Raw genomic sequence first — 20,366 nt, forward strand, 5'->3', positions numbered from 1 at the left:
TTCCTACTGGATTCGCCACCGCCGGGGATAATCCTCTATACTTCCGGCTGCGCCTGCCGGCCTTGACAGCGCAGTTTCCTAATCCATTATTTATTGATTATGCTGCCGATATTTTTTAACTGGATGGATATTGTGCCATCCGGATTATTAACAAACTCAATATACTCGCTGCTTTCAAAATAATCCACAGGAAATGTTATTTCAATCCCGGTATCGGTTTTAATCTTATGGCTTTTTCCCTTTTTAACGGCAAAATCCTTATCGATTTTGACAGTTTCGGCAATGCCGGCACTTTCTACTTCTTTGATATATTCGGCCTGCATGGCAGGCGAAGCGCTGAACACCTCTTTGCCTAAGGCCACCGGGTCCAGTTGTTCGGAAATCCCGGTATTCTCCACAATATAATTTTTGGCTTTAGCCACTGCCTCGACAGTGCTTGCTCCGTGATTTTCCGCTACTGTGCGGGTAATGGCATTCACCAAGGCAAGGGTCTCCTTCGGTGAAACCCGTGAACTGCATTCTAATACCTGATCGGCCAGGATATAGGTTTCCACGCCATTGACTGAGCGCTTTTTATCAACAAAGGTAATTGCCAGTGAATTGGCATCAATAAAGGCATATTCATCCAGCTTTTGCGCCAGCCCCGGCAAGATGGCATAGTGGTTGATAATGTCATTTTTGATTTTGTCATTTTCCTGTACCACCTGATGAATGAAGCCAATTTTGTTATTGCATTTTAACAGCGCAAGCATCCGGTTGCTGTCAATGGTAAAATCGCAAATTAGTACATCGGTAGAGGCCAGGGCATCGGCCTGAGCCATCGCAGCATACATTAATTCGGCGGCATAAATGGAAAAACCGGTGAAATCCACACCGCCGGCAAGATAGTCTGATACTTGCTGCCTGAACTTGCTGTTGGGATAAAAAGTGCCTGTTTTGGCACTCTGATCCTGATACAATTTTTCGATATGCTTAGTTAAAAAGGCGACAACACTGTTACTGGTTATATCCAGCTCCTGTTCGGAAAAAACCGTTACGCCTGAGTTAAAATCCAGAATATGCAGAATGGCTTTATCTATATGTATCAACATGGCAATCTTCCTTTTCTCCCGCTATTTACTGACACAGTTCCGTCCCTTCTTTTTCGCGCGATAGAGGGCAGTGTCAGCGGCTTTGATTACTTCGTGAGTTTCCGCATGCTTTTCGCTGCGTTCAGCCGCTCCAATGCTGATGGTTACAAACAGCTTTTTCGTGGCTTTTTTCTTGGTCTTGTGCGCCCGTTTTCCCCGGTAGGCGTACGGTGTTTTTTCTATTGCTTCCCGCAGTTTCTCCAGATGAGGCAAGGCATCGGCAAGCGGCGTATGGGGAAAGACAATGGTAAACTCCTCACCGCCATAACGAAAGGCTTTCCCGCCCCCTGTCACCTTTCTTAAAACAGTCGCCACCAGGCACAGCACGTCATCACCGGTGTCGTGGCCATAGGTATCATTAAATTTTTTAAAAAAATCTATGTCCACCATCGCGATGGTATACTCGCCTCTTAGCTTCATCAGCTCTTCTTTGAGGGCACGGCGGGCCGGCAGCCCGGTCAGCTCATCAAGATAGGCCATGGAGTAAGAATCCTGAATGACGGCAATAATCAGCATGATCCCGGCAGCGGCAAAAAATACCGGCAGCGCCAACGGCTCGGCCTGCCACTGAAGCCCCAGCATAGTGCTAACCAGTACCGCGGCAAAGGTGCGGTCCAGCCGGGACCGGGTTTTGAGCTGCCTGATAAAGAGCAATAAAAACGCAGCCGCATAGGCCAATAATGCCACCTGCGGAATTTTCGTTATGCAGGACAGGTCTTCAGCCAGGAATTCTTTATGAAAAAAGCTGAGCATGGTACTGTCATTGGCGGTAATCGCCATCGCAACATAAAATACCTGGAAAAGAATAATCGCAAACCGGCCCAGGCCCCAGGTATTAAAGATTCCCCGTTCTTTCAGCAGCGAAAAAACGAATATATTCATCGGCAGCAATGTACAAAGCACAGGGTACAGTACTGCCGGCAACGCCGCAATTCCGGTATCGGCCGCCGCTGTGCCACTAAGCGCATACTGGGAAAGCGCCAGCAGCATAGTAATAAAAAAGACCCGGCTGCGGTTAAACCACCAGCTCAGAATCATTCCGGCACCATATAGGATATAGGCAGAGCTATCCAGCATCGCAAATAATGCGTCATTGACAGGCATTTGAAAATAGGCGATAAAGATCACAACCAGCACCCCGAACGGAATGGTGGTAAATCCTGACAGTATGTTTGCCATTCGGTTTCCTAAAGTCCTTTCACTCGTTTTGTCCTTATGCTGTTTTGCCAACTACCATTATAGCAATTTCGACATTTATTGTCATTAATTTATGGTAGCACAAGGACATGAGTCACTTTAGGTTGCGATACTTATCCAGCAGCAATTTTGTCTGGCGCAAAACCTGTTCCAGCTTACTGCCCGCAGTATGGACTTGCTGAAAACCGCTGTGCAGCTCCTGCAAGGTAATGGTTCGCTGCTGTTCCAGCATGGCCAGCGAAGGGAAGCAGAGAGCAAAGTTGCTCCAGACTTTTTTGATAATTATATAGGTCAGGAGAGAACTGCCGGTCGTATAGGTCAGCCCGCCCACCAGCCGGAGCAGCAGCCAGGGAAAAATCCCCTGATTTGTCTCCCCCACCGACAGCCCCGCAACATACCAGAGATAGGACTGCAAACCACCAGCGACAAGTAAGGCCGCCGACATGACCAGCAAACCGGCATTCAGGCAAAAAACCCCCAGCAGGCTGAGCCGGTAGCTTTGTGTATCAAGCGCAATTTCCGAGAAAAAGATATAGTAACCTAACGCCAAAACCAGAAAACCAAAGACACCAAAAACCGCCAAATGAGAATGGGCAGAGGTTATGTATGTGCCATGAATATATTTGTTGACAGCAGGAACTGCCATCAGAAAACCCAGTAAGCCTGCCCCGAAAATATGATAAAACATACTGCTGGCAATCATGACCATAACCACTTTCTCGCGTTGTCCCAATTGAAAAAAATATTGCAGTTTCACGGTTTTACCAATGGCGTACAGCAGTAAGAACGCAGGCACAACCTGGATGGTGCTGAAAGCGCCGCCTATCCATATCCAGTAAAACGGGCCTCCGGCCCAATAGTAATGATGGCCGGTAGCCAAAACTCCCGTTAAGACCATAACCGTAATATCCAGATAAATGACATTTTCAATAACGCTGCGCTGCATTCCCGGCAAATTTAGCACAGCTGCCGCCAGCACACCTGTGCCAATAAGCTCTAAGCTCAGTTCTTCCCAAAGGTGAACCACCCAAAATTTCAGGAATTCTTCAGCAACCGGATGCGCATAACGCAGCAGGTTAGGCAAAAAGAAGACAATCAGGGTAAAACTCCCGGCCAATATACTAACAAGCGTTGCCCGGCTTTTCGGCACCTTGGCCGCAAGATAGGTTCTGATAAGATTATAAAACAGGAGACTGATGGAAACGGCAATTCCCAGCTTGAGCGGCCGCCATGCTTCGAGATATTCAATACCCTCATTGAAACCCAACACAAGCGAACCAAGTATTGTTATTATAGTTACCAGAAACACCCAGAAATTTGCTTCAATGAGTTTTAAACTATACATTTCCCTGCCGGCTTCACGACTGAAAAAATAGTATACAATGCCTGTTATGCCAAACAGCGGCCATAGAATACTGATATTGAGATGAAAAGACCTGCCGGCTGTAAACGGAACCGGGTTGGGAAGGTCGGGAAAAGCGGTATCCAGGGCGCCACCGGTTGACACAATGCCTTGCAGTCCAAAAAATATAAAAGTTAATACAACATACTTATAGCATAACTTTTGGGAAAGTAGCATCAACGGGCTCCTTTATTGGTATTCAACGGCCAATCAAGCGTGTTAAGGGTACTGAGATATCTGAGGTAAGCCACCACGGCTGCTGCGTCTTGCTCATTAAGCTGTTCATGGCGCTTTTTTTTAGCTCCGGTTAGTACCGGTGCCTGTACCAGATATTCCGTCAGAGCCGGCGCACCGGTTCTGACATAGCTCTTGGTAAGATCGCCCCCTACATAGCCGCCGTTGCCAAAAACCGTATGACACTCAATACAGGCCCGCCGTTGGAAGATCTGTTTCCCCTGCAAGGCATCAGGCGGAATGGGCTGCTCTGCGTCGGCATTACGGATAGAGTCATAAACCAAAACAGAAAAAAGTCCCATCACGGCCAAGAGGATGCCAAAAAAAGTATAGGCTTTGCCCAAAGCCGGTCCCTCCCTTTATCCCCACCTAAGAATTACGTTATAGTATTGCCATATTTTTGCAAAGTAGCCGCTCTTCCGCCCAAGTTCTTCGCTGCCTGCCCCGCAAATCCGGTTTAAACCAAGGGCAAATATCAAATACTATTCCCTAATAAAGATAAAGGGTTGTTAAGGAAGACGATTATGGAACTGTTCATAGCCGAGTCCCAATGGTTGCTGCTACTGCTGCTTTTACCGTTTTTGGTATTGCTGATATTATTGTTGTTTGCTAAATCGATTGCGCGTTTTTTTATAAAACGTATGACCGTCGCTGCGCTGTCCAAGCTGCTGACCAAAAAATATGAGCGGAATCTTGCCGAACTCTACCCCTCGCTGAAACGTTTTTCCTTTTTGCATTTGATCGAAATGAGCTTACGTGCCGAAACGGGAAAAGCCATCGCCCGACCCTTAGGTTCACCTAAGTCTTTCGCCGGCTATGATAACCTCATGCTTTCCCCCCGGCAACTGACTTCCTTTGCTCTGCCTGAAAGTACCCGCATAGATATGAGCGTAACCCTTGGCCCCAAGGCGGAAAAACCGTTAACTCTCAAAATCCCCCTGATGATCGGCGGCATGGCCTACGGCTTGGCCCTCAGCGAAGAGGCCAAGCTGGCTTTAGCCAAGGCGTCAAAAATCCTGCAAACAGCCACCAATTCCGGCGAAGGTCCGTTTTTACCCGAAGAACCGCTGCTTGCCGGCAAATTCATCCTGCAAATCTGCCGCTGGTCGTGGGGTGGGAGAACCGATCAGCAAATTGCCACCGCCGATATGTTAGAAGTGCAAATGGGGCAAGGAGCCGATATGGGAACCTCACGCATCGATGCGGTCGATGTGGAAGGCAGAGCCCGCATCCTGGGAGGCTTGGCTCCCGGTGAACCGGCAATTGCCCTGCCGGCGCCGCCCGGGGTGCAAACGCCGGCAGACTGGCCTGCTTTTATGCAGAAATTACGGCAAAGAGCTAATGGTATTCCCATAGCCTTGAAGCTTATGGCTACCGGCCGGCTGGAAGAGGAATTGGCGATGGCGATTCAATTGGGGTTTGATGCCGTCATGCTTGACGGTTCCGGCGGCGGCTCGCATGCCACCGCTCCCATTAAGCAGGATGATTTCGGTATACCTAACATCTATGCTTTGGTGCGGGCCAAACGTTTGCTGAAAAACACTTCCATCAGTTTAGTGGTGGCAGGCGGTTTTTTTACGCCAGGCCAGTGTCTTAAAGCCCTGGCCTTAGGGGCGGATGCCATCTATTTGGGCACCGTGCCGCTATTGGCCCTCGCCCACAACCAGCTTAACAAAGTCGTCCCCTGGGAACCGCCTACCACTCTGGTATATTACAATTCACCGACCAAAAACCAGCTTGATATCGGTCAGGCTGCCACCAGTGCAGCCAATGTAATCACCTCAATGGTGCTGGAAATGGAAGAGACCATGCGGTCTTTGGGGAAGGCTTCTTTTAAAGAGTTTAGTATTAATGATTTTGTTGCTTTGGATTCCACCACGGCAGAGATTACAGGAGTGAAGGAAATGCTGATTACCGGTAACAACCAGCCTGTTAAGGAATGACACTATGCCCATATTGATAACAGATACGCTGTTGCTGCTGATACTGCTTTTGCTGGTTCTTATGCCGGCAGTATTGCTCGTTCTGGCCAAACCTCTTTTTCGTTATTTCATGAATCGTATCTCTGACGACGCGCTAACCAAACTATTTACGGAAGATTACGATCAGAATCTGGCCGAGTTGTTTCCGTCCGTAAAGCGCCTGTCGCTCTTAAATTTAATTGAGATGAGTCTGCGTGCCGAAACGGGAAAACTTATCGAAAGGCCATCTGGCTCGCCAAAACAGTTTCTTGGCTATGATAACCTTATGTTCGCTCCCCGGCAAATGACTAAATTCTCCTTGCCTGAAGACGCTAAAATCGATATGAGCGTAACCCTCGGTCCTAAAGCGGAAAAACCGCTGACCATAAAAATCCCTTTACTGATTGCCGGCATGGCTTATGGCACGGCGCTCAGCGAAGAGGCGAAACTGGCTTTGGCCAAAGCGTCGAAAACCCTGCAGACGGCGACAAATTCCGGTGAGGGTCCTTTTCTCCCCGAGGAACCGCAGGCTGCCGGCAAATTCATTTTACAAATTTGCCGCTGGCCGTGGGGCGGAAGAACCGATCAGCAAATTGCCGCCGCCCACATGCTGGAGGTGCAAATGGGACAAGGCGGCAGCATCGGTTCAACCCGCACCAAGGCGGCAGATATTGCCGGCAGAGCGCGCCGGCTGGCCGGCTTAGCCGCCGGCGAGCCGGCCATCCCACTCCCCGCACCGCCGGGGATACAAAGGCCGGAGGATTGGCCCATTTTCATGCAAAGGCTGCGCCAAAGAGCCAATGGCATCCCCATTGCACTTAAAATCATGGCGACCGAGAACCTGGAAGAAGATTTAGCGCTGGCCGTAGCTTTAGGCTTTGATGCCATCGCCATTGATGGTGCCGAAGGCGGATCCCATGCCTCCATCCCGACCAAACAAGATGATTTCGGGCTGCCCAGTTTATGCGCTTTGGTTCGGGCCAAACGGTTTTTGGCAAACACCCCGGTTAGTTTAATCATCTCCGGCGGATATTTTACCCCAGGCCAATGTCTAAAAGCCCTGGCCCTCGGTGCGGACGCCGTCTCGCTGGGTACGATTCCTCTGTTTGCCCTGACACATAATCAAATCACCAAAATCGCCCCCTGGGAACCGCCCACCGCCCTGGTATATTACAATTCACCGGCCAAAACACAGCTTTCGGTCGGGCAAGCCGCTACCAGCGTGGCCAATGTACTGACTGCAATGACTGCTGAAATGGAAGAAGCCATGCGGGCTTTGGGCCGGTCTTCCTTAGCCGAGCTTCAGCCTGATGACCTGATTGCTTTAGATTCCATTACTGCCGACATTACCGGCGTAAAGCAGGCGCTTGGCGCAAAAAAATCCGCAGACTAAAAGTCTGCGGATTTTTGCTGGTAACAAATATACTTGTTTACTTGGCTTTTAGTTTATAGGCAAAATACAAACCCAGCAACCAGACCGGGGCAATATACAGTGAGTAGCGCATCTCAGGCATCAGTGCCATAATACCGACAACCAACACTAAAAAGGCCAGGGCAAAATAAGACGCCAACGGATACAGCGGCATTTTAAACAAAATTGGTTCGTTGGTTTGCTGGTGATGTTTGCGGAATTTTAACTGAACCAGCAATATGGTGGCCCAGTTAATAATAATTGAGATGGTGGCTAAGGCCATAAAATATAAGAAAACCTTGGCCGGGTCCAAATAACTTATTAATACCACGATTAAAGTAAACGCCGTTGAAACCAGCACGGCATTTACCGGCGCGCCCGCCTTATTGAGTTTGCCCAAAAACTTCGGCGCATTGCCTTGCTTGGCAAGCCCGTACAGCATTCTGCCATTACTGTACAAAGCGCTGTTATACGCCGATAAGGCGGCTGTAAGCACGACAAAATTCAGCAAATGAGCCGCCGAAGGAATACCTACATGCGAAAATATCTGAACAAACGGGCTGCCTGTTGTCTCAATGGCATTCCAGGGGAATATGGCTAAAATAACAATCATCGCCCCTACATAAAACAGCAGAATTCTCCAGACTACCTGGTTAATGGCCTGAGGAATGGTTTTTTCCGGGTTTTCGGCTTCGCCGGCCGTAATACCCACAAGCTCGACACCGCCAAAGGAAAACATGACCAATACCAGTGACATAACCACCCCATAGAGACCCATTGGGAAAAAGCCACCATGGGCCCATAAATTACTAAGCCCCACAGGCTGTCCCGCATTGCCGATGCCGAAAAAAATCATCGCCACACCAAAAACAATCATGCCGATGATGGCCAGCACCTTGATAATAGCAAACCAAAATTCAAACTCGCCATAGGCCTTTACATTAATTACATTAATCAGGGTAACAACTACCAGACACACCAGCGCCGACAGCCAGGTGGGAATATCCGGAATCCAATAATTAATATAAGTGCCGATAACCGATAATTCGGCCATGCCAACAACCACATAATTAAACCAATAGTTCCAGCCGGAAATGAAGCCCGGAAGCTCACCCCAGTATTGATAAGCATACTGACTGAAAGAACCTGATACCGGATGGGCTACCGACATTTCCCCCAGCGCCCGCATAATAAAGAAGATAACAATACCGCCAACCAGATAGGATAAGGTAATCGCCGGTCCCGCCATTTTCACCACTGTAGCCGAGCCGTAAAACAGCCCTGTGCCAATAGCTCCCCCCAGCGCAATCATTTGAATATGACGATTCTTGAGGCCACGCCGTACTTCTTGTTGTGTATGACTTTCGTCCATGGTTTTCCGCCTTTCTACTCTCGTTCTATTTCATTACCCCGCAACCTATCATAATATTATGTGAAAACTTAAAAACTCCTGCCGCTTTGATATGATTGTACAAAAAAATTACTACCTCTTTTACCGGATGTTCATTTCCACAAGACAAAAGTATACTCACTAATCCGGACAGATATACCTGCAATCGCTGCCCCAGCAGTAGGGAAAGAGAAAAGGCCCGCAGAACCAGTGCCTGTGGAGCCTTTATACAGTTGTTGCCTTATATTTAATTCTTTGCCGTCATTCTCATAAATATTTTAGCTATCTCGTTTAAGGTCAAGGGGATTAGACTAAACAGGATGACAATCCCCCAGTCTCCGCCGGAAAGCATTTGCAGCTTAAATGCATCGGCAAGAAAGGGTATCGTTATAACCCCAAGCTGGAGCATAAAGCCAACGACTACTGCAACCACCAAATACTTGTTGGAAAACAGGCCAAGCTGGAAAATGGACTTCGTAGGACTCCTCATGGCAAATGAGTAAAACAGCTGGGAACCGGCAAGAACTACAAATGCCATAGTTCTTGCATATGTTAATACCTCATCCGGTATATTGGCAGATCCCAGGCTATAGCCGTATTCGTTCAAACCAAAGTAAAAGGCGACCAAGGTAAGAACACCGATTAAGGTTCCGCCAAGCACCGCTCTGGCGCCGGCACCGCCGGCAAAAAAGCTTTCCTTGGGATCTCTTGGCTTTTTCTTCATAACTTCCTTATCGCCGGGATCAACACCAAGGGCAATCGCCGGCAAGGTATCGGTGATTAAGTTAATCCAAAGTATCTGGGTGGCCAGCAGCGGCACCGGCCAAAAGAACAGTACCGAAGCAAAAATAGCGACAACTTCGCCCAGATTGCAGGAAAGGAGGAATATTACCGATTTTCTGATGTTATTGTATATATTTCTGCCTTCTTCGATGGCATGGACAATGGTTGTAAAATTATCATCTGCCAGGATCATGTCACTGGCACTCTTAGACACATCTGTGCCGGTGATACCCATGGCAACCCCGATATCGGCATTTTTTAAAGAAGGTGCGTCATTAACACCGTCACCGGTCATCGAAACAACATTTCCCTGTTCCTGATAGGCTTTAACAATCTTAACCTTATGTTCGGGTGATACTCTGGCAAATACCCGATAACTGTTTATTTTACCTGCGAATTCTTCCTCTGACAAGGCATCTATTTCCGTACCCGTAATACTCTGTTCCAGCGCCGAGGCGATGCCCAGTTCTTTGGCAATCGCAGCCGCTGTATTCCTATGATCACCGGTTATCATAACCGGTGTAATACCGGCGCTCTTAGCTTGGGCTATCGAGTCCTTAACCTCCAGTCTGGGCGGGTCGATCATGCCGACAATCCCCAAAACAGTCAGGTCCTGCTCCATTTCCTCCGGGTCAATTACACGATCCGTATCTTTATAGGCGGCGCCAAGCACCCGCAAGGCATCGTCTGACATTGCCTCAGCAACCTGTAAGTAGTTTGCTTTCATCTCTGCCGTTAAGGGGACAACCTGACCATTGACCAAAGCGTTTTTGGCTATTTTTAAAATATTATCAATAGCGCCTTTGGTATGAACTCTGTAGCCAGTTCCCTCCTGGTTGAGGGTGGACATCAGCTTTCTGTCAGAATCAAACGGCTTTTCACCAACCCGTTTATACTCGGTATGCAGCCTTTGCCTTGACAGGTCATATTTATCCCCCAGCACAATCAAAGCAACTTCCGTAGGATCACCGGTGCCCTGGCCATCTTCATAGGTGGCGTCAGAGCACAGGACAAAGGATTTCATTAATTCCTGTTCTTCCTGCCTGGCCTCAAACCCGGTTCCTTCTGACGGGACATTCTGAAGGTTATCTAATGTATAAAACTTCACCACCGTCATCTTGTTCTGGGTGAGTGTGCCGGTTTTATCTGAACATATGATACTTACAGAGCCGAGGGTCTCAACCGCAGGCAGTTTTTTAACAATTGCGTTTATCTTTGACATTCTGGTGACACCCAGCGCCAGAACGATGGCAACAATTGCCGGAAGACCTTCAGGAATAGCGGCAACAGCTAAACTTATGGCGGTTAAGAACATCTCAAATAAATCTCGTTTTTGGAAAAAGGCGATAATAAAAATGAGCACACATACGGCAATAGCAATAAAACCCAAAACCCTGCCAAGTTCATCCAGACGCTTTTGCAGGGGAGTCATTTCTTCAATATCCTCATCCAGGATCTTAGCAATTTTGCCAATTTCCGTTTCCATCGCAGTGGCGACAACAACCCCTTCGCCTCTGCCATAGGTAGCCAGAGTTGACATAAAGGCCATATTGGTTTTATCGCCAATCGGCGTCTTCGGGTCCGGGTGTATGTTGTTGGCATCTTTCTCAGAGGGAACCGATTCGCCGGTTAGCGCCGATTCTTCTATTTGAAGGTTGGCGCTTTCAATCAGTCTGATATCGGCAGGGATAAACCGCCCCGCGTCGATGACCACAATGTCGCCTACTACTATGTCTTCAGAGTTAATTTCCTGGATTTGTCCGTCACGTTTTACCAGTGATTTCGGCGTAGTCATTTGCTGCAGCGCCTCAACCGCTTTTTCTGCTTTGTACTCTTGGATAACACCAATAGCCGCATTTAAGAATACTACTAACAGAATGATAATTGCGTCTACATATTCACCAATTACCAGGGTGATAACGGCCGCCCCCAGCAGCACATAGATCAGCATATCCTGAAGATGGGAAAAAAATAGCGCTATTAAACTTTTCTTAGGTTTACCCTCGAGCTTATTTTCACCATACTGAGCCAGCCGGGCCTGCGCTTCTTCGGTAGTCAGCCCCGTAGCCGGGTCGACCTTACATTCTGTAAGAACTTCCGGCGCCGATTTTGCAAACCACATAATCAGTCACATTCCTTTCTGTTACATAATCACGACAAGTGTTATTCATCCAATAAAGAAAATACGACTTACTCCGAGCCTTTGGCGACAGCGGCAGCCGATGGGATAAAAATCCGGGCGCAGCGACCGCTTAATCCGATTGATGCATTCTTGAAAAGTTTAACCCTCTGTAACCATGGTTATGTACCTACAGCAAAATAAAAAATGCGGATTAGTTATTGACAATCAGGCTTTCAGGCTGCCGGCCAAACTGTCCACCCGGCGTATAGCCTGTAAAACCATATCGGCGGTAACGGTAAACGGCATATTTTTCATGTCCGGAGTCAATATCGTCGCCGCAGCCACCACTGTTAGCTCCTCTGCAGTCAGGTCAAGGAGCTGACTCAGCGTTGTGGGAACCGCGCAACGTTCGGCAATATGTATTGCTTCAATAATTTCAGCATCCGAACGGTCTTCCAAAGCCAACAAAAATAAGTTGCCATAACCAACAAGCAGCCCATGTCCGACTTCATGCGCTCTCGGTATTTTGGTTAAGCCGTTATGCAGGCCGTGTGCGGCGGCGGACCGGATTTTTTCCCCGCCGAAAATCGAAGCCAGCCCTGCATATAAAATAATGGCATCCACCGTCGAATCCAAGGCTTCATGGAATATTTTCGACTCCACGGCTTGCCGGGCTTCACCGCCAAACCGCTCAATCAAATCATAGCATAACCTGCCGTTTGCCAGCGCAGCCAAGGTCATACTGGTTTTCTCCGCACACTCGATACTGACGCGATACTCATACCATTTAGCCATGGTATCGCCCATACCGGCCGCCAGCCAGCGGACAGGCGCATCAAGAATAACCTCAGTATCAATGACGGTTGCCGCCGGACATTCATCAAAAGACACTATCTCGACGAACTCACCCTCATCAGTGTAAACAACCGATACCGTAGTAATCGCAGCACAAGTCGCTGCAATAGTCGGAACGGTTATAACCGGCAGCTGACATTCCCAGGCGATGATTTTACCAATATCAAGTGCCTTGCCACCGCCAACGGCAATCACACAATCGGCTTGCGATTGTTTTGTTGCCGCAACTAACTCATTGATGTTGCGCCGCGAACATTCTCCGCCATACCACCGGCTTGCGGCAATGCTAACTCCGGCCTTTTCCAGACTGACATGCAGCTTCTGCTCCGTCTTGGTCAACGCGGTTTTGCCACCTACAATAAACGCTTTTGTTCCTAAAGTCTTGCAATAATCCCCCAGCGAACCCAATGCGCCAAAGCCGCGAAATACTTTACAGGGGAAATCCACCCTTTCAATTATTGTTCTCACAAGCTACCCACTCCCTATACTTAGTTGTGATGTAAATCTCACAGCTTTTGCAGCTTTTTTTCATCAAAATATCACTAGCAATCCTTCTGTAATCGATACCCGTAGTATTCTTTTAGTATATAGACAGGCCATAAGTTCGTCAAGGGTATTACAAACCGTAAATAATCCGGTCTTTTCATTGACAAAACAGCAATAAGAGTCCGTATCACCAAAAGTGGCGCGGACTCTTATTGCATGCTTATCTTATCGAATGAAGTTTGTCATTTTCTTTCTTTCCAGGGCGACAGGAGGTACCAAAGGTTTACCGGCAGCCAGAACCTTTAATAACCAGGCCATATTTTTGCCTAAAACACGCATAATTTGATTACCTTCCTCATCCTGTTCCGCTTCCCCGGGTTTAAGACCATGAGTGACATTCCAGTAATTTGTCGTCGGTACAAGCATCTCGGAATACGTGATATAGTGGTTCAGCGAATCAAAGGTTGAAACACCGCCCGACCGCCTTACCGCCACCACGGTTGCGCCAACTTTATGCCGCAGCATGGACTTGTTAACCGAAGTCACATAAAAGGCCCGGTCTAAGAAGGACTTCATTGTCCCGGCAATGCCGGCATAATGAACCGGTGAGCCTAATACGATTCCATCAGCTTCCTTCATCTTCTGAATCCAGTCATTTACCCCGTCATCGCCAAATACACAGCGTTCATCCTGATTTTTGACACAACCCATACAGGCCGTGCAACCTCTTATAACCTGGTTGCCAACATGAATGAGTTCAAATTCTATGCCTTCTTCTTTGAGAGCTTCCCCGACAACGGCAAGTGCATGATGGGTATTACCTTTCGCGCGGGGACTTCCATTAAAAGCAACTACCTTCATAATTTACGCCTCCTAAACAGCATCGCTAAATTATTGGCACAGAAAGCGCCTTTATCAGTACCATTATATATTGGAAAATACAGCTACACAAGTCCGCACCAAAATGGTGCTTTGCATAAATTCATTTTTCAGGATAATACTACCTATTATGGAAATCGCGGAATGGGGGGTTAGTATGAAACAACAAAGTAAAAATCCAAAAGACTTAGATCTTGACGCCGCCCGGGTCAGCCATGACAGCGGTTATCTCACCACCAATCAGGGTGTTGGTATTAGTAACACCGATGATGCTCTCAAAGCAGGCAAACGCGGCCCAACCCTAATGGAGGATTTTATCTTCCGGGAAAAAGTTACCCATTTTGACCATGAACGAATTCCTGAGCGCATTGTTCACGCTCGCGGGTCAGGAGCACATGGTTATTTTCAGGTTTATAAAAACCTTACTCATCTGACAAAAGCTCATTTTCTCAGCGATCCCAAGCTGGTTACGCCGGTCTTTGTCCGTTTTTCCACCGTTGCAGGCTTTCGCGGTTCTGCGGATACAGTACGGGATGTCCGTGGTTTTGCGGTCAAATTCTACACGCAGGAAGGCAACTATGATATTGTTGGCAACAACATGCCGGTGTTCTTTATTCAGGATGCCATTAAGTTCCCTGATCTCATCCATGCCTTAAAACCGGAACCCAACAATGAAATGCCCCAGGCGGCCTCAGCCCATGACACCTTCTGGGACTTTGTGGTGAATACTCCGGAGACCATGCACAATGTCATGTGGCTGATGTCTCCCCGCGCTGTTCCCAAGAGCTATCGCATGATGGAGGGCTTTGGCATTAACACCTTCCGTCTGGTCAACGCCAAAGGTGAGTTTAAATTTGTAAAATTTCACTGGAAGCCTATTCTGGGTGTCCATTCCCTCGTCTGGGATGAGGCCCAGAAGGCTGCTGGCAAAGATCCTGATTTTAACCGCCGGGACCTTTGGGAGAATATTGAAAATGGCAATCCGGCCGAATTTGAACTTGGCATTCAGGTGCTGGCTCCAGAGGATGAGTTCAAGTTTGATTTCGATATTCTGGACTGCACCAAGCTTTGGCCTGAGGAGTTAATCCCTGTGCAGAAAATCGGCAAGATGACACTGAACCAGAATCCGGATAATTTTTTTGCCGAAACAGAACAGGTGGCTTTTTGTCCGGCCAATGTGGTGCCAGGCATCGATTTTACCAATGATCCTATGCTCCAGGGCCGGCTGTTCTCCTATCTGGACACCCAGATTTCCCGTCTGGGAGGTCCCAACTTCCAACAGCTTCCCATTAACCGCCCGCTGCCCAAGGTTAACAACAACCAACGGGACGGCATGCACCGCATGACCATTGACAAGGGGCAAACCAGCTACTATCCCAACTCCCTGAATATGGGAGAGCCTCACGCCGCCCGCGCCGGTGAAAGCCATTTCGAACACTATCAGGAAAAGGTGGATGGCCACATTGTCCGGGAACGCAGTGAGAGCTTCCGGGATCACTACACCCAGCCGGCGTTGTTTTGGAACAGTATGTCTGACTGGGAAAGAAAGCACATTATTGATGCTTTCCGGTTCGAGCTGGGCAAATGCAAAAATAAGAATACCCACCAAAAGCTTGTGGATATGCTGGGCAATGTTGATCCGGAACTGGCCCAAAAGGTTGCGGAAGGCTTGGGCGCCACCCCTCCGGCCAACACGGCAAATCCTACAACAGTTTCCTCAGCCGCACTCAGTATGGCCAATACTGCAAATAGCCCGAAAACCAGAAAGGTAGCTATCCTGATTGGAAACGGGTTCGACAAAGCACAGTTTGATGCTATTACCTCCGCTCTCACAGCCGCCGGTGCTTGTTTTGATGTGGTATCCTGCAAGCTTGGACCAGCCACTGCTCAGGATAACAGCACGGTAGAGTGTACCCAGACTTACACCACCACGGCCGCCGTCTTTTACGATGCTGTTTATATCCCTGGCGGCTCCCATATAGAGTCCCTCAAAGGCTCGGCAGATGTACAAAGTTTCCTCGGAGACACCTTTAACCATTATAAGACCATCGGTCTGAGCGGTGAAGCGACAGCTATGCTAACCCTGTTGCGACCTGGACAAAATGCGGAACCAGGCGTCATCTGCGATCTAACCGGCAACATGAAGAGTTATACTGCTGCGTTTCTGGAAGGACTTACACAAGGTCGCCATTTTCAGCGAAAGCTCTGATAATCTCAGCGGCACGCAAAACTAAATTCTGTTAAACACAACAAACCCGTGTAAATCAAAGATTTACACGGGTTTGTTGCTGGTGCGCCCGAGAGACTCGAACCCCCGCAAAACGCGGTTTAGAAGGTAAGTCAACCTGACCCTATTTTCCCCGGAAATAATCTTCATCTTTCCTGGAAACACTAAAAAATAAAAGCTGAGAGGTATTAAACATGTCTAAAGGTGATAGTGGAGCAACTCAACAAGATAGCTTCAATAAAAACGTGTCCGAGCAAGCACCGGTCAAATACAATAATCCGCCAACAAGCGGTGCAATTCAGGATAAATTACGTGATGAGCCTGCTGTTAAAGCAAATCAAAATGTTTATGACGCTTTGTCAGAGTAATCCAGCCAGGAGGACGTCATGACAATATTTGCAATCGTAATATTAATAGCTATCATCGGTTTGGTTATTGTATATTTTGACAGATTGACTTCTCCTTGGCGGTAATTAATGGCCTCACCGCTATAATTGCCACTCCCTGATTACACGGCCACAGGGGCAGGTATAAAGAACAAACCACTTCATCCAGAAGGATCAAGCGGCTAATCAATGCTTCCCCATTAAGTTTTAAGCTACACTTTCTTCTAACTCTCTAATAAAATCAGGTAAGTCGGCCAGCAACTCTTCCAGTTCTTCTTCAGTTAAAGTAATCTCCAAATTATCAGGTGCCTTCTCCATCACTAACACCACCTTCAGTTAATAATGACTAACTTAATAATATACCAAAAATCAAGATAATTAGTTAAGACCTTGTAAATATTCGGTTAAAACCCAGCGATAACCCTGCTTACAAAACGCAAACAAGCCTTCCAGCCAAACGCCGGAAGGCTTGTTCTTTCTGGTGCGCCCGGAGGGACTCGAACCCCCGCAAGACGCGGTTTAGGAAACCACCGCTCTATCCACCTGAGCTACGGACGCAGATTTCATATCTTTTTCGCCATTTCTAGCCTCTTGCTCCATACCAAAACATGCAATTGACGGTTGCTCAAATGATGTCAACCCAGCATAATTAGCGACTTCGGCAGTAGTGGCAATACTAAAGATAACGCTATTTAGTATAGCATTTTGAATGAGGCATTGTCAATTGTCGGGTATTGCCAATTTTCTTTCTAAACTGCCACTCACTGAATCACTACGTCATAACCCTCATGCCCAAGTGCCTGCAAAGCGCATTCCAGGTCTTTGGCTTTTACCAAAATGTAATCTGTATTGTAGGTAGAAACAGCAAAAATGCTTACCTTGACTTTAGCAAGTATTGTGGCTACCACCGACAATATGCCTACCAGGCTAAAATCCAGTATGCCGGCAATTTTTAGTGCCCGCCAGCCTCTTTCACAGACCACATCTTCGGGGATAACCACCTCAGAGCAGACAATAGAAAGCTCCTCCGTTGTTTTCGTAATGGAAAAAAACTCGCCCTGGTATGCCCACTGCGGAATACTCTGGCTTGCACACAGCCGGCAAACACCCAGTGTGTCAACTAAAACCTCGAACTTTAATTTTTCTGTCATTACTTACCTCCCCTCCTCATAACAGCCTCACCACTATCCGGAAATCCAGTCAATGTTGTTTTTGCTTTCCTGTATGTCGTCGACAGTATCTGCCACACCCATATCATGCTACTATCCCCTGACATTTTGGCCTTGACAGTAAATAGATTTTTAATAATTGCATGCGATAATCAAGTCGTAGAATTTTAAGCACTTATAGGAGGAATGCATGTGGCAGCAAAGGTAATTCCGTTTCCTGACAAGTATGAACCCAATATACCGGAAATAGAGAAGCTTATGCGGGAATGGTTGTGCAATGTGTCAGATGAGCGCAATTTCATTGACACGGTTGCCGCACGGATGATGAGTTTTATTCAGAACTATGCCAATACATGGTTTGAACCAAATTTCAATTTATCAGTACCGCCAACATTGACTTTTGAAGAGCGGAAAGCCCTCATAGCCTCCATTGAAACCGGTGTTGATGAGACGGCCAGGCAGGTGCAGGAGATGATTAACAGGATAATCATCGAACGGTTTTTGCTTGAAATAGAAATATATGAAACCAGGAAAAGCCAAACGCATTTTTCCCTAAACGGTAAATGAAACAGCCGCATAAAGGCCCGAAGCATTTGTAGAGTAATTAACTACAGATGCTTATTTTTTTGTTATGGCAAAATCCATCCTCAAGACAGTTCCCCTGCTTGCTGCTCATCTGGGCCAATACATAATAATCATAACCCCAATCAACGATATCACACCGCCGATAATATCGAATTTATCCGGTACAACCTTATCTACACCCCAGCCCCAAAGAATGGACAAGGCGATAAACACTCCGCCATAGGCGGCATACACCCGGCCAAAGTTCGCCGGCTGCAAGGTTGGTATCACCCCATACAAGACAAGAATTACGGCACCGGCGACCGCATAGCTAATCCCTTTGCCTTCCCTTAGCCAAAGCCATATCAGATAGCCGCCGCCAATCTCAAATAAGCCTGCCAGGATAAAATAGCCTATTGATTTTAAAAGTTCCATACTCTCCCCCACTGATTGATAATCGTTTTCATCCATCTATTTACTATAGCAGATTTTAGGCAAAGCGTAAATAAAAGGAAATTTTACAAATGCCCTCCTGCCACAGCTTTTACCCAAAGGCAAGTTGTACTAAAAGCATATAGAGCACTGTGCCGCCGCCAATACTGAGAAGGGTATTATTCAGTTTCAAGTGCAGCAGTACAATTGCGCCGATGGCTATAGCTTCAGGAATACCGTAAGGGGCAGCTAAAGGGGATACATTTTTCAAACAATACACGATTAAAAGCCCGATGGCCGCAAAGGGCAAAGTTTTGCCCAGATAGAGGATATATGCCGGCGTTTTATTGCTGTCAGGAAACAGAATAAACGGCAACGCTCTTGTCAGAAGCGTTCCGAAAGCAATGACCGCAATAATAAGCAAAGACTGCTGGACTGTCTGGATCATTCTGCCGCTCTCCTTTCAAGCCTTGCTCTAAGCAGGGTTAATAGCACAACAATCATTATCATAGACGGAATAATAAAGTTACCGGCACCAAAAAGCAACAGACACAGCGCCGATGCAGCTATACCGATAATAGCCGGGGCATGGTATTTCTGCGATTTCCATTGTTCGATAAAGATGACTACAAACAGCGCGGTCATAACAAAGTCGATGCCCTTGGTGTTAAAGGCGACCATGGAACCCAAAATCCCGCCCAAGGCGGAGCCAATGACCCAGTAGGCCTGATTGAGCAGGCTGATAAAAAACATGAACCAGCCGCGGTCTACGTCCTGAGGCGGTTCGGCCGAACAAAGTATCGAAAAGGTTTCGTCAGTAAGTCCGAAAATCAAATACGGTTTTTTCCTGCCTGTCCCACTGAACTGTCTGAGCATAGAAATACCATAAAACAGGTGCCTGGCATTAACTACCAGGGTTATTAGCAAGGCAGACAACGGTTGAAAAACTGTCGTGAGCAGACCGATTGCCACAAATTGCATGGCCCCCGCATAAATTACGGTACTCATTACAATTGCCCAGCCCACAGAATATCCTTTACTGCTTAATAATATGCCAAAGGCAAAACCAAGAAAAAGATAACCTGTTAAAACAGGAATCGTATGTGGAAAAGCCGCTTTCAGGGCTTTCATCTTTTCTCCCATAATCATAATCCCCACAATTCTCTATAATTGCCAACAATGCGGTTAGTCTTGTGTGCACAAGTCATGCTTTTACCCACAAGCCCTACTGTTCTATTTATCCACATGCACAACATTCCGACTTATCCACAGAAAAAAGCTTGTTTTTTAAGTATCCGGTAACCCCTATACCGCTTTTTCCCCACAACTTCCACAAAGTTATCCCCAAAAACAGGTGTTTTGGGGATAACTTTGTGGATAACTTGTGTAAACCGGTGAAAAAAGTAAAGCGTGACGCTTTCGTCACGCTACCGGCCGGCTCCAATCTACATGTACGCCTGTTCTGCCCCAGATGCGGGTGAGGGCGGTTTTAAGACTTTCCACACTTTCCGCCGGGCGGATGGTTTCCTCGCGGAAATCCAAGAGCCCTTCACCGGGAACCCGGATAACATGTTCTGCTGCCAGGTAGGTTTCAATGATTTGGCGGACAGCCGCGTCATCAAATATCACTTTCACCGTTTTACTTGCCTGATCATATTCAATATAACCGCATTTGTTGTTATACTGAACAGCCACCTTAAAATTATTTTCCACAGTATCGCCTCTTTCCTCTGTTCCG

18 protein-coding genes and 1 tRNA gene are annotated in these 20,366 nt (G+C 47.4%); 5 read left to right on the forward strand and 14 right to left on the reverse strand.

Annotated elements, in window-relative coordinates; all coding sequences use genetic code 11:
• Positions 1-86: 86 nt before the first annotated feature.
• The 4 genes from SPSPH_RS21555 to SPSPH_RS21570 all read right to left on the reverse strand — a co-directional run bounded on the left by SPSPH_RS21555 (position 87) and on the right by SPSPH_RS21570 (position 4,307).
• Positions 87-1,091, reverse strand: coding sequence for a nucleoid-associated protein (locus SPSPH_RS21555; RefSeq protein WP_083945555.1), 1,005 nt, complete (start codon positions 1,089-1,091; stop codon positions 87-89).
• Between the two features lie 21 nt (positions 1,092-1,112).
• On the reverse strand, positions 1,113-2,309 hold the full coding sequence (locus SPSPH_RS21560; protein WP_075756244.1) for a GGDEF domain-containing protein: 1,197 nt from the start codon (positions 2,307-2,309) through the stop codon (positions 1,113-1,115).
• Between the two features lie 112 nt (positions 2,310-2,421).
• Positions 2,422-3,906, reverse strand: a complete 1,485-nt coding sequence (locus tag SPSPH_RS21565; protein WP_075756245.1) for a cbb3-type cytochrome c oxidase subunit I — start codon at positions 3,904-3,906, stop codon at positions 2,422-2,424.
• The gene (locus SPSPH_RS21570; protein ID WP_223226126.1) at positions 3,906-4,307 is read right to left on the reverse strand and encodes a c-type cytochrome; all 402 of its coding nucleotides are present in this window, start codon (positions 4,305-4,307) and stop codon (positions 3,906-3,908) included. Before SPSPH_RS21570 ends, SPSPH_RS21565 begins: the two co-directional genes overlap by 1 nt.
• 180 nt (positions 4,308-4,487) lie before the next feature.
• On the opposite strand from SPSPH_RS21570, the gene SPSPH_RS21575 reads away from it, so the two are divergent.
• Both SPSPH_RS21575 and SPSPH_RS21580 read left to right on the forward strand, forming a co-directional pair.
• Positions 4,488-5,906, forward strand: a complete 1,419-nt coding sequence (locus tag SPSPH_RS21575; RefSeq protein ID WP_075756246.1) for an FMN-binding glutamate synthase family protein — start codon at positions 4,488-4,490, stop codon at positions 5,904-5,906.
• Between the two features lie 4 nt (positions 5,907-5,910).
• Entirely contained in the window at positions 5,911-7,317 is a 1,407-nt protein-coding gene (locus SPSPH_RS21580; protein ID WP_075756247.1) for an FMN-binding glutamate synthase family protein, read from the forward strand.
• 37 nt (positions 7,318-7,354) lie between these two features.
• Here SPSPH_RS21580 and SPSPH_RS21585 read toward each other — a convergent pair whose 3' ends face one another.
• The 4 genes from SPSPH_RS21585 to SPSPH_RS21600 all read right to left on the reverse strand — a co-directional run bounded on the left by SPSPH_RS21585 (position 7,355) and on the right by SPSPH_RS21600 (position 13,832).
• Positions 7,355-8,707, reverse strand: a complete 1,353-nt coding sequence (locus SPSPH_RS21585; protein WP_075756248.1) for an amino acid permease — start codon at positions 8,705-8,707, stop codon at positions 7,355-7,357.
• A gap of 265 nt (positions 8,708-8,972) precedes the next feature.
• The gene (locus SPSPH_RS21590) at positions 8,973-11,630 is read right to left on the reverse strand and encodes a calcium-translocating P-type ATPase, PMCA-type (protein WP_075756249.1); all 2,658 of its coding nucleotides are present in this window, start codon (positions 11,628-11,630) and stop codon (positions 8,973-8,975) included.
• Positions 11,631-11,855: 225 nt separating this feature from the next.
• On the reverse strand, positions 11,856-12,953 hold the full coding sequence (locus SPSPH_RS21595; protein WP_083945556.1) for an iron-containing alcohol dehydrogenase family protein: 1,098 nt from the start codon (positions 12,951-12,953) through the stop codon (positions 11,856-11,858).
• A gap of 243 nt (positions 12,954-13,196) precedes the next feature.
• Positions 13,197-13,832 (reverse strand): flavodoxin family protein, encoded by a 636-nt coding sequence (locus SPSPH_RS21600; protein WP_075756250.1) that lies wholly within the window; start codon positions 13,830-13,832, stop codon positions 13,197-13,199.
• Between the two features lie 175 nt (positions 13,833-14,007).
• Here SPSPH_RS21600 and SPSPH_RS21605 point away from each other — a divergent pair, with 175 nt between their 5' ends.
• Positions 14,008-16,059, forward strand: a complete 2,052-nt coding sequence (locus tag SPSPH_RS21605; RefSeq protein WP_109298177.1) for a catalase — start codon at positions 14,008-14,010, stop codon at positions 16,057-16,059.
• Between the two features lie 212 nt (positions 16,060-16,271).
• A complete protein-coding gene (locus tag SPSPH_RS21610) occupies positions 16,272-16,445 on the forward strand; it encodes a hypothetical protein (protein ID WP_158027076.1) in 174 nt (57 codons plus the stop codon).
• 497 nt (positions 16,446-16,942) lie between these two features.
• On the opposite strand, the gene SPSPH_RS21615 is transcribed toward SPSPH_RS21610, so the two are convergent.
• Positions 16,943-17,021: transfer RNA gene (locus SPSPH_RS21615), tRNA-Arg, on the reverse strand.
• Between the two features lie 203 nt (positions 17,022-17,224).
• Positions 17,225-17,614 carry an ACT domain-containing protein gene (locus SPSPH_RS21620; RefSeq protein WP_075756252.1) on the reverse strand — a complete coding sequence of 130 codons (390 nt, stop codon included), beginning with the start codon at positions 17,612-17,614 and terminating at the stop codon, positions 17,225-17,227.
• Positions 17,615-17,824: 210 nt separating this feature from the next.
• Between SPSPH_RS21620 and SPSPH_RS21625 the strand changes: the two genes are divergently transcribed.
• A complete protein-coding gene (locus tag SPSPH_RS21625) occupies positions 17,825-18,199 on the forward strand; it encodes a hypothetical protein (protein ID WP_075756253.1) in 375 nt (124 codons plus the stop codon).
• 105 nt (positions 18,200-18,304) lie between these two features.
• On the opposite strand, the gene SPSPH_RS21630 is transcribed toward SPSPH_RS21625, so the two are convergent.
• The 4 genes from SPSPH_RS21630 to SPSPH_RS21645 form a co-directional block, all read right to left on the reverse strand.
• Positions 18,305-18,631: a YnfA family protein gene (locus tag SPSPH_RS21630; RefSeq protein ID WP_075756254.1), complete on the reverse strand. Its 327-nt coding sequence runs from the start codon at positions 18,629-18,631 to the stop codon at positions 18,305-18,307.
• Positions 18,632-18,740: 109 nt separating this feature from the next.
• Positions 18,741-19,076 carry a branched-chain amino acid transporter permease gene (locus SPSPH_RS21635; RefSeq protein ID WP_075756255.1) on the reverse strand — a complete coding sequence of 112 codons (336 nt, stop codon included), beginning with the start codon at positions 19,074-19,076 and terminating at the stop codon, positions 18,741-18,743.
• Positions 19,073-19,771, reverse strand: a complete 699-nt coding sequence (locus SPSPH_RS21640; protein WP_075756256.1) for an AzlC family ABC transporter permease — start codon at positions 19,769-19,771, stop codon at positions 19,073-19,075. The genes SPSPH_RS21635 and SPSPH_RS21640 overlap by 4 nt, the downstream gene beginning before the upstream one ends.
• A 279-nt stretch (positions 19,772-20,050) precedes the next feature.
• Complete coding sequence (locus SPSPH_RS21645; protein WP_075756257.1) at positions 20,051-20,341, reverse strand: hypothetical protein; 291 nt, start codon at positions 20,339-20,341, stop codon at positions 20,051-20,053.
• Positions 20,342-20,366: the final 25 nt, after the last annotated feature.

The sequence above is a fragment of the Sporomusa sphaeroides DSM 2875 genome (genome assembly GCF_001941975.2).
GTDB classification, from domain to species: domain Bacteria; phylum Bacillota; class Negativicutes; order Sporomusales; family Sporomusaceae; genus Sporomusa; species Sporomusa sphaeroides.

Excerpts from the sequence above, each read along its gene's own strand:
- SPSPH_RS21590 (WP_075756249.1), bottom strand. The coding sequence starts at position 11,630 with ATGTGGTTTGCAAAATCGGCGCCGGAAGTTCTTACAGAATGTAAGGTC.
- SPSPH_RS21565 (WP_075756245.1), bottom strand. The coding sequence starts at position 3,906 with ATGCTACTTTCCCAAAAGTTATGCTATAAGTATGTTGTATTAACTTTT.
- SPSPH_RS21560 (WP_075756244.1), bottom strand. The coding sequence starts at position 2,309 with ATGGCAAACATACTGTCAGGATTTACCACCATTCCGTTCGGGGTGCTG.
- SPSPH_RS21580 (WP_075756247.1), top strand. The coding sequence starts at position 5,911 with ATGCCCATATTGATAACAGATACGCTGTTGCTGCTGATACTGCTTTTG.
- SPSPH_RS21620 (WP_075756252.1), bottom strand. The coding sequence starts at position 17,614 with ATGACAGAAAAATTAAAGTTCGAGGTTTTAGTTGACACACTGGGTGTT.
- SPSPH_RS21630 (WP_075756254.1), bottom strand. The coding sequence starts at position 18,631 with ATGGAACTTTTAAAATCAATAGGCTATTTTATCCTGGCAGGCTTATTT.
- SPSPH_RS21555 (WP_083945555.1), bottom strand. The coding sequence starts at position 1,091 with ATGTTGATACATATAGATAAAGCCATTCTGCATATTCTGGATTTTAAC.
- SPSPH_RS21585 (WP_075756248.1), bottom strand. The coding sequence starts at position 8,707 with ATGGACGAAAGTCATACACAACAAGAAGTACGGCGTGGCCTCAAGAAT.
- SPSPH_RS21575 (WP_075756246.1), top strand. The coding sequence starts at position 4,488 with ATGGAACTGTTCATAGCCGAGTCCCAATGGTTGCTGCTACTGCTGCTT.
- SPSPH_RS21640 (WP_075756256.1), bottom strand. The coding sequence starts at position 19,771 with ATGGGAGAAAAGATGAAAGCCCTGAAAGCGGCTTTTCCACATACGATT.
- SPSPH_RS21635 (WP_075756255.1), bottom strand. The coding sequence starts at position 19,076 with ATGATCCAGACAGTCCAGCAGTCTTTGCTTATTATTGCGGTCATTGCT.
- SPSPH_RS21605 (WP_109298177.1), top strand. The coding sequence starts at position 14,008 with ATGAAACAACAAAGTAAAAATCCAAAAGACTTAGATCTTGACGCCGCC.
- SPSPH_RS21610 (WP_158027076.1), top strand. The coding sequence starts at position 16,272 with ATGTCTAAAGGTGATAGTGGAGCAACTCAACAAGATAGCTTCAATAAA.
- SPSPH_RS21600 (WP_075756250.1), bottom strand. The coding sequence starts at position 13,832 with ATGAAGGTAGTTGCTTTTAATGGAAGTCCCCGCGCGAAAGGTAATACC.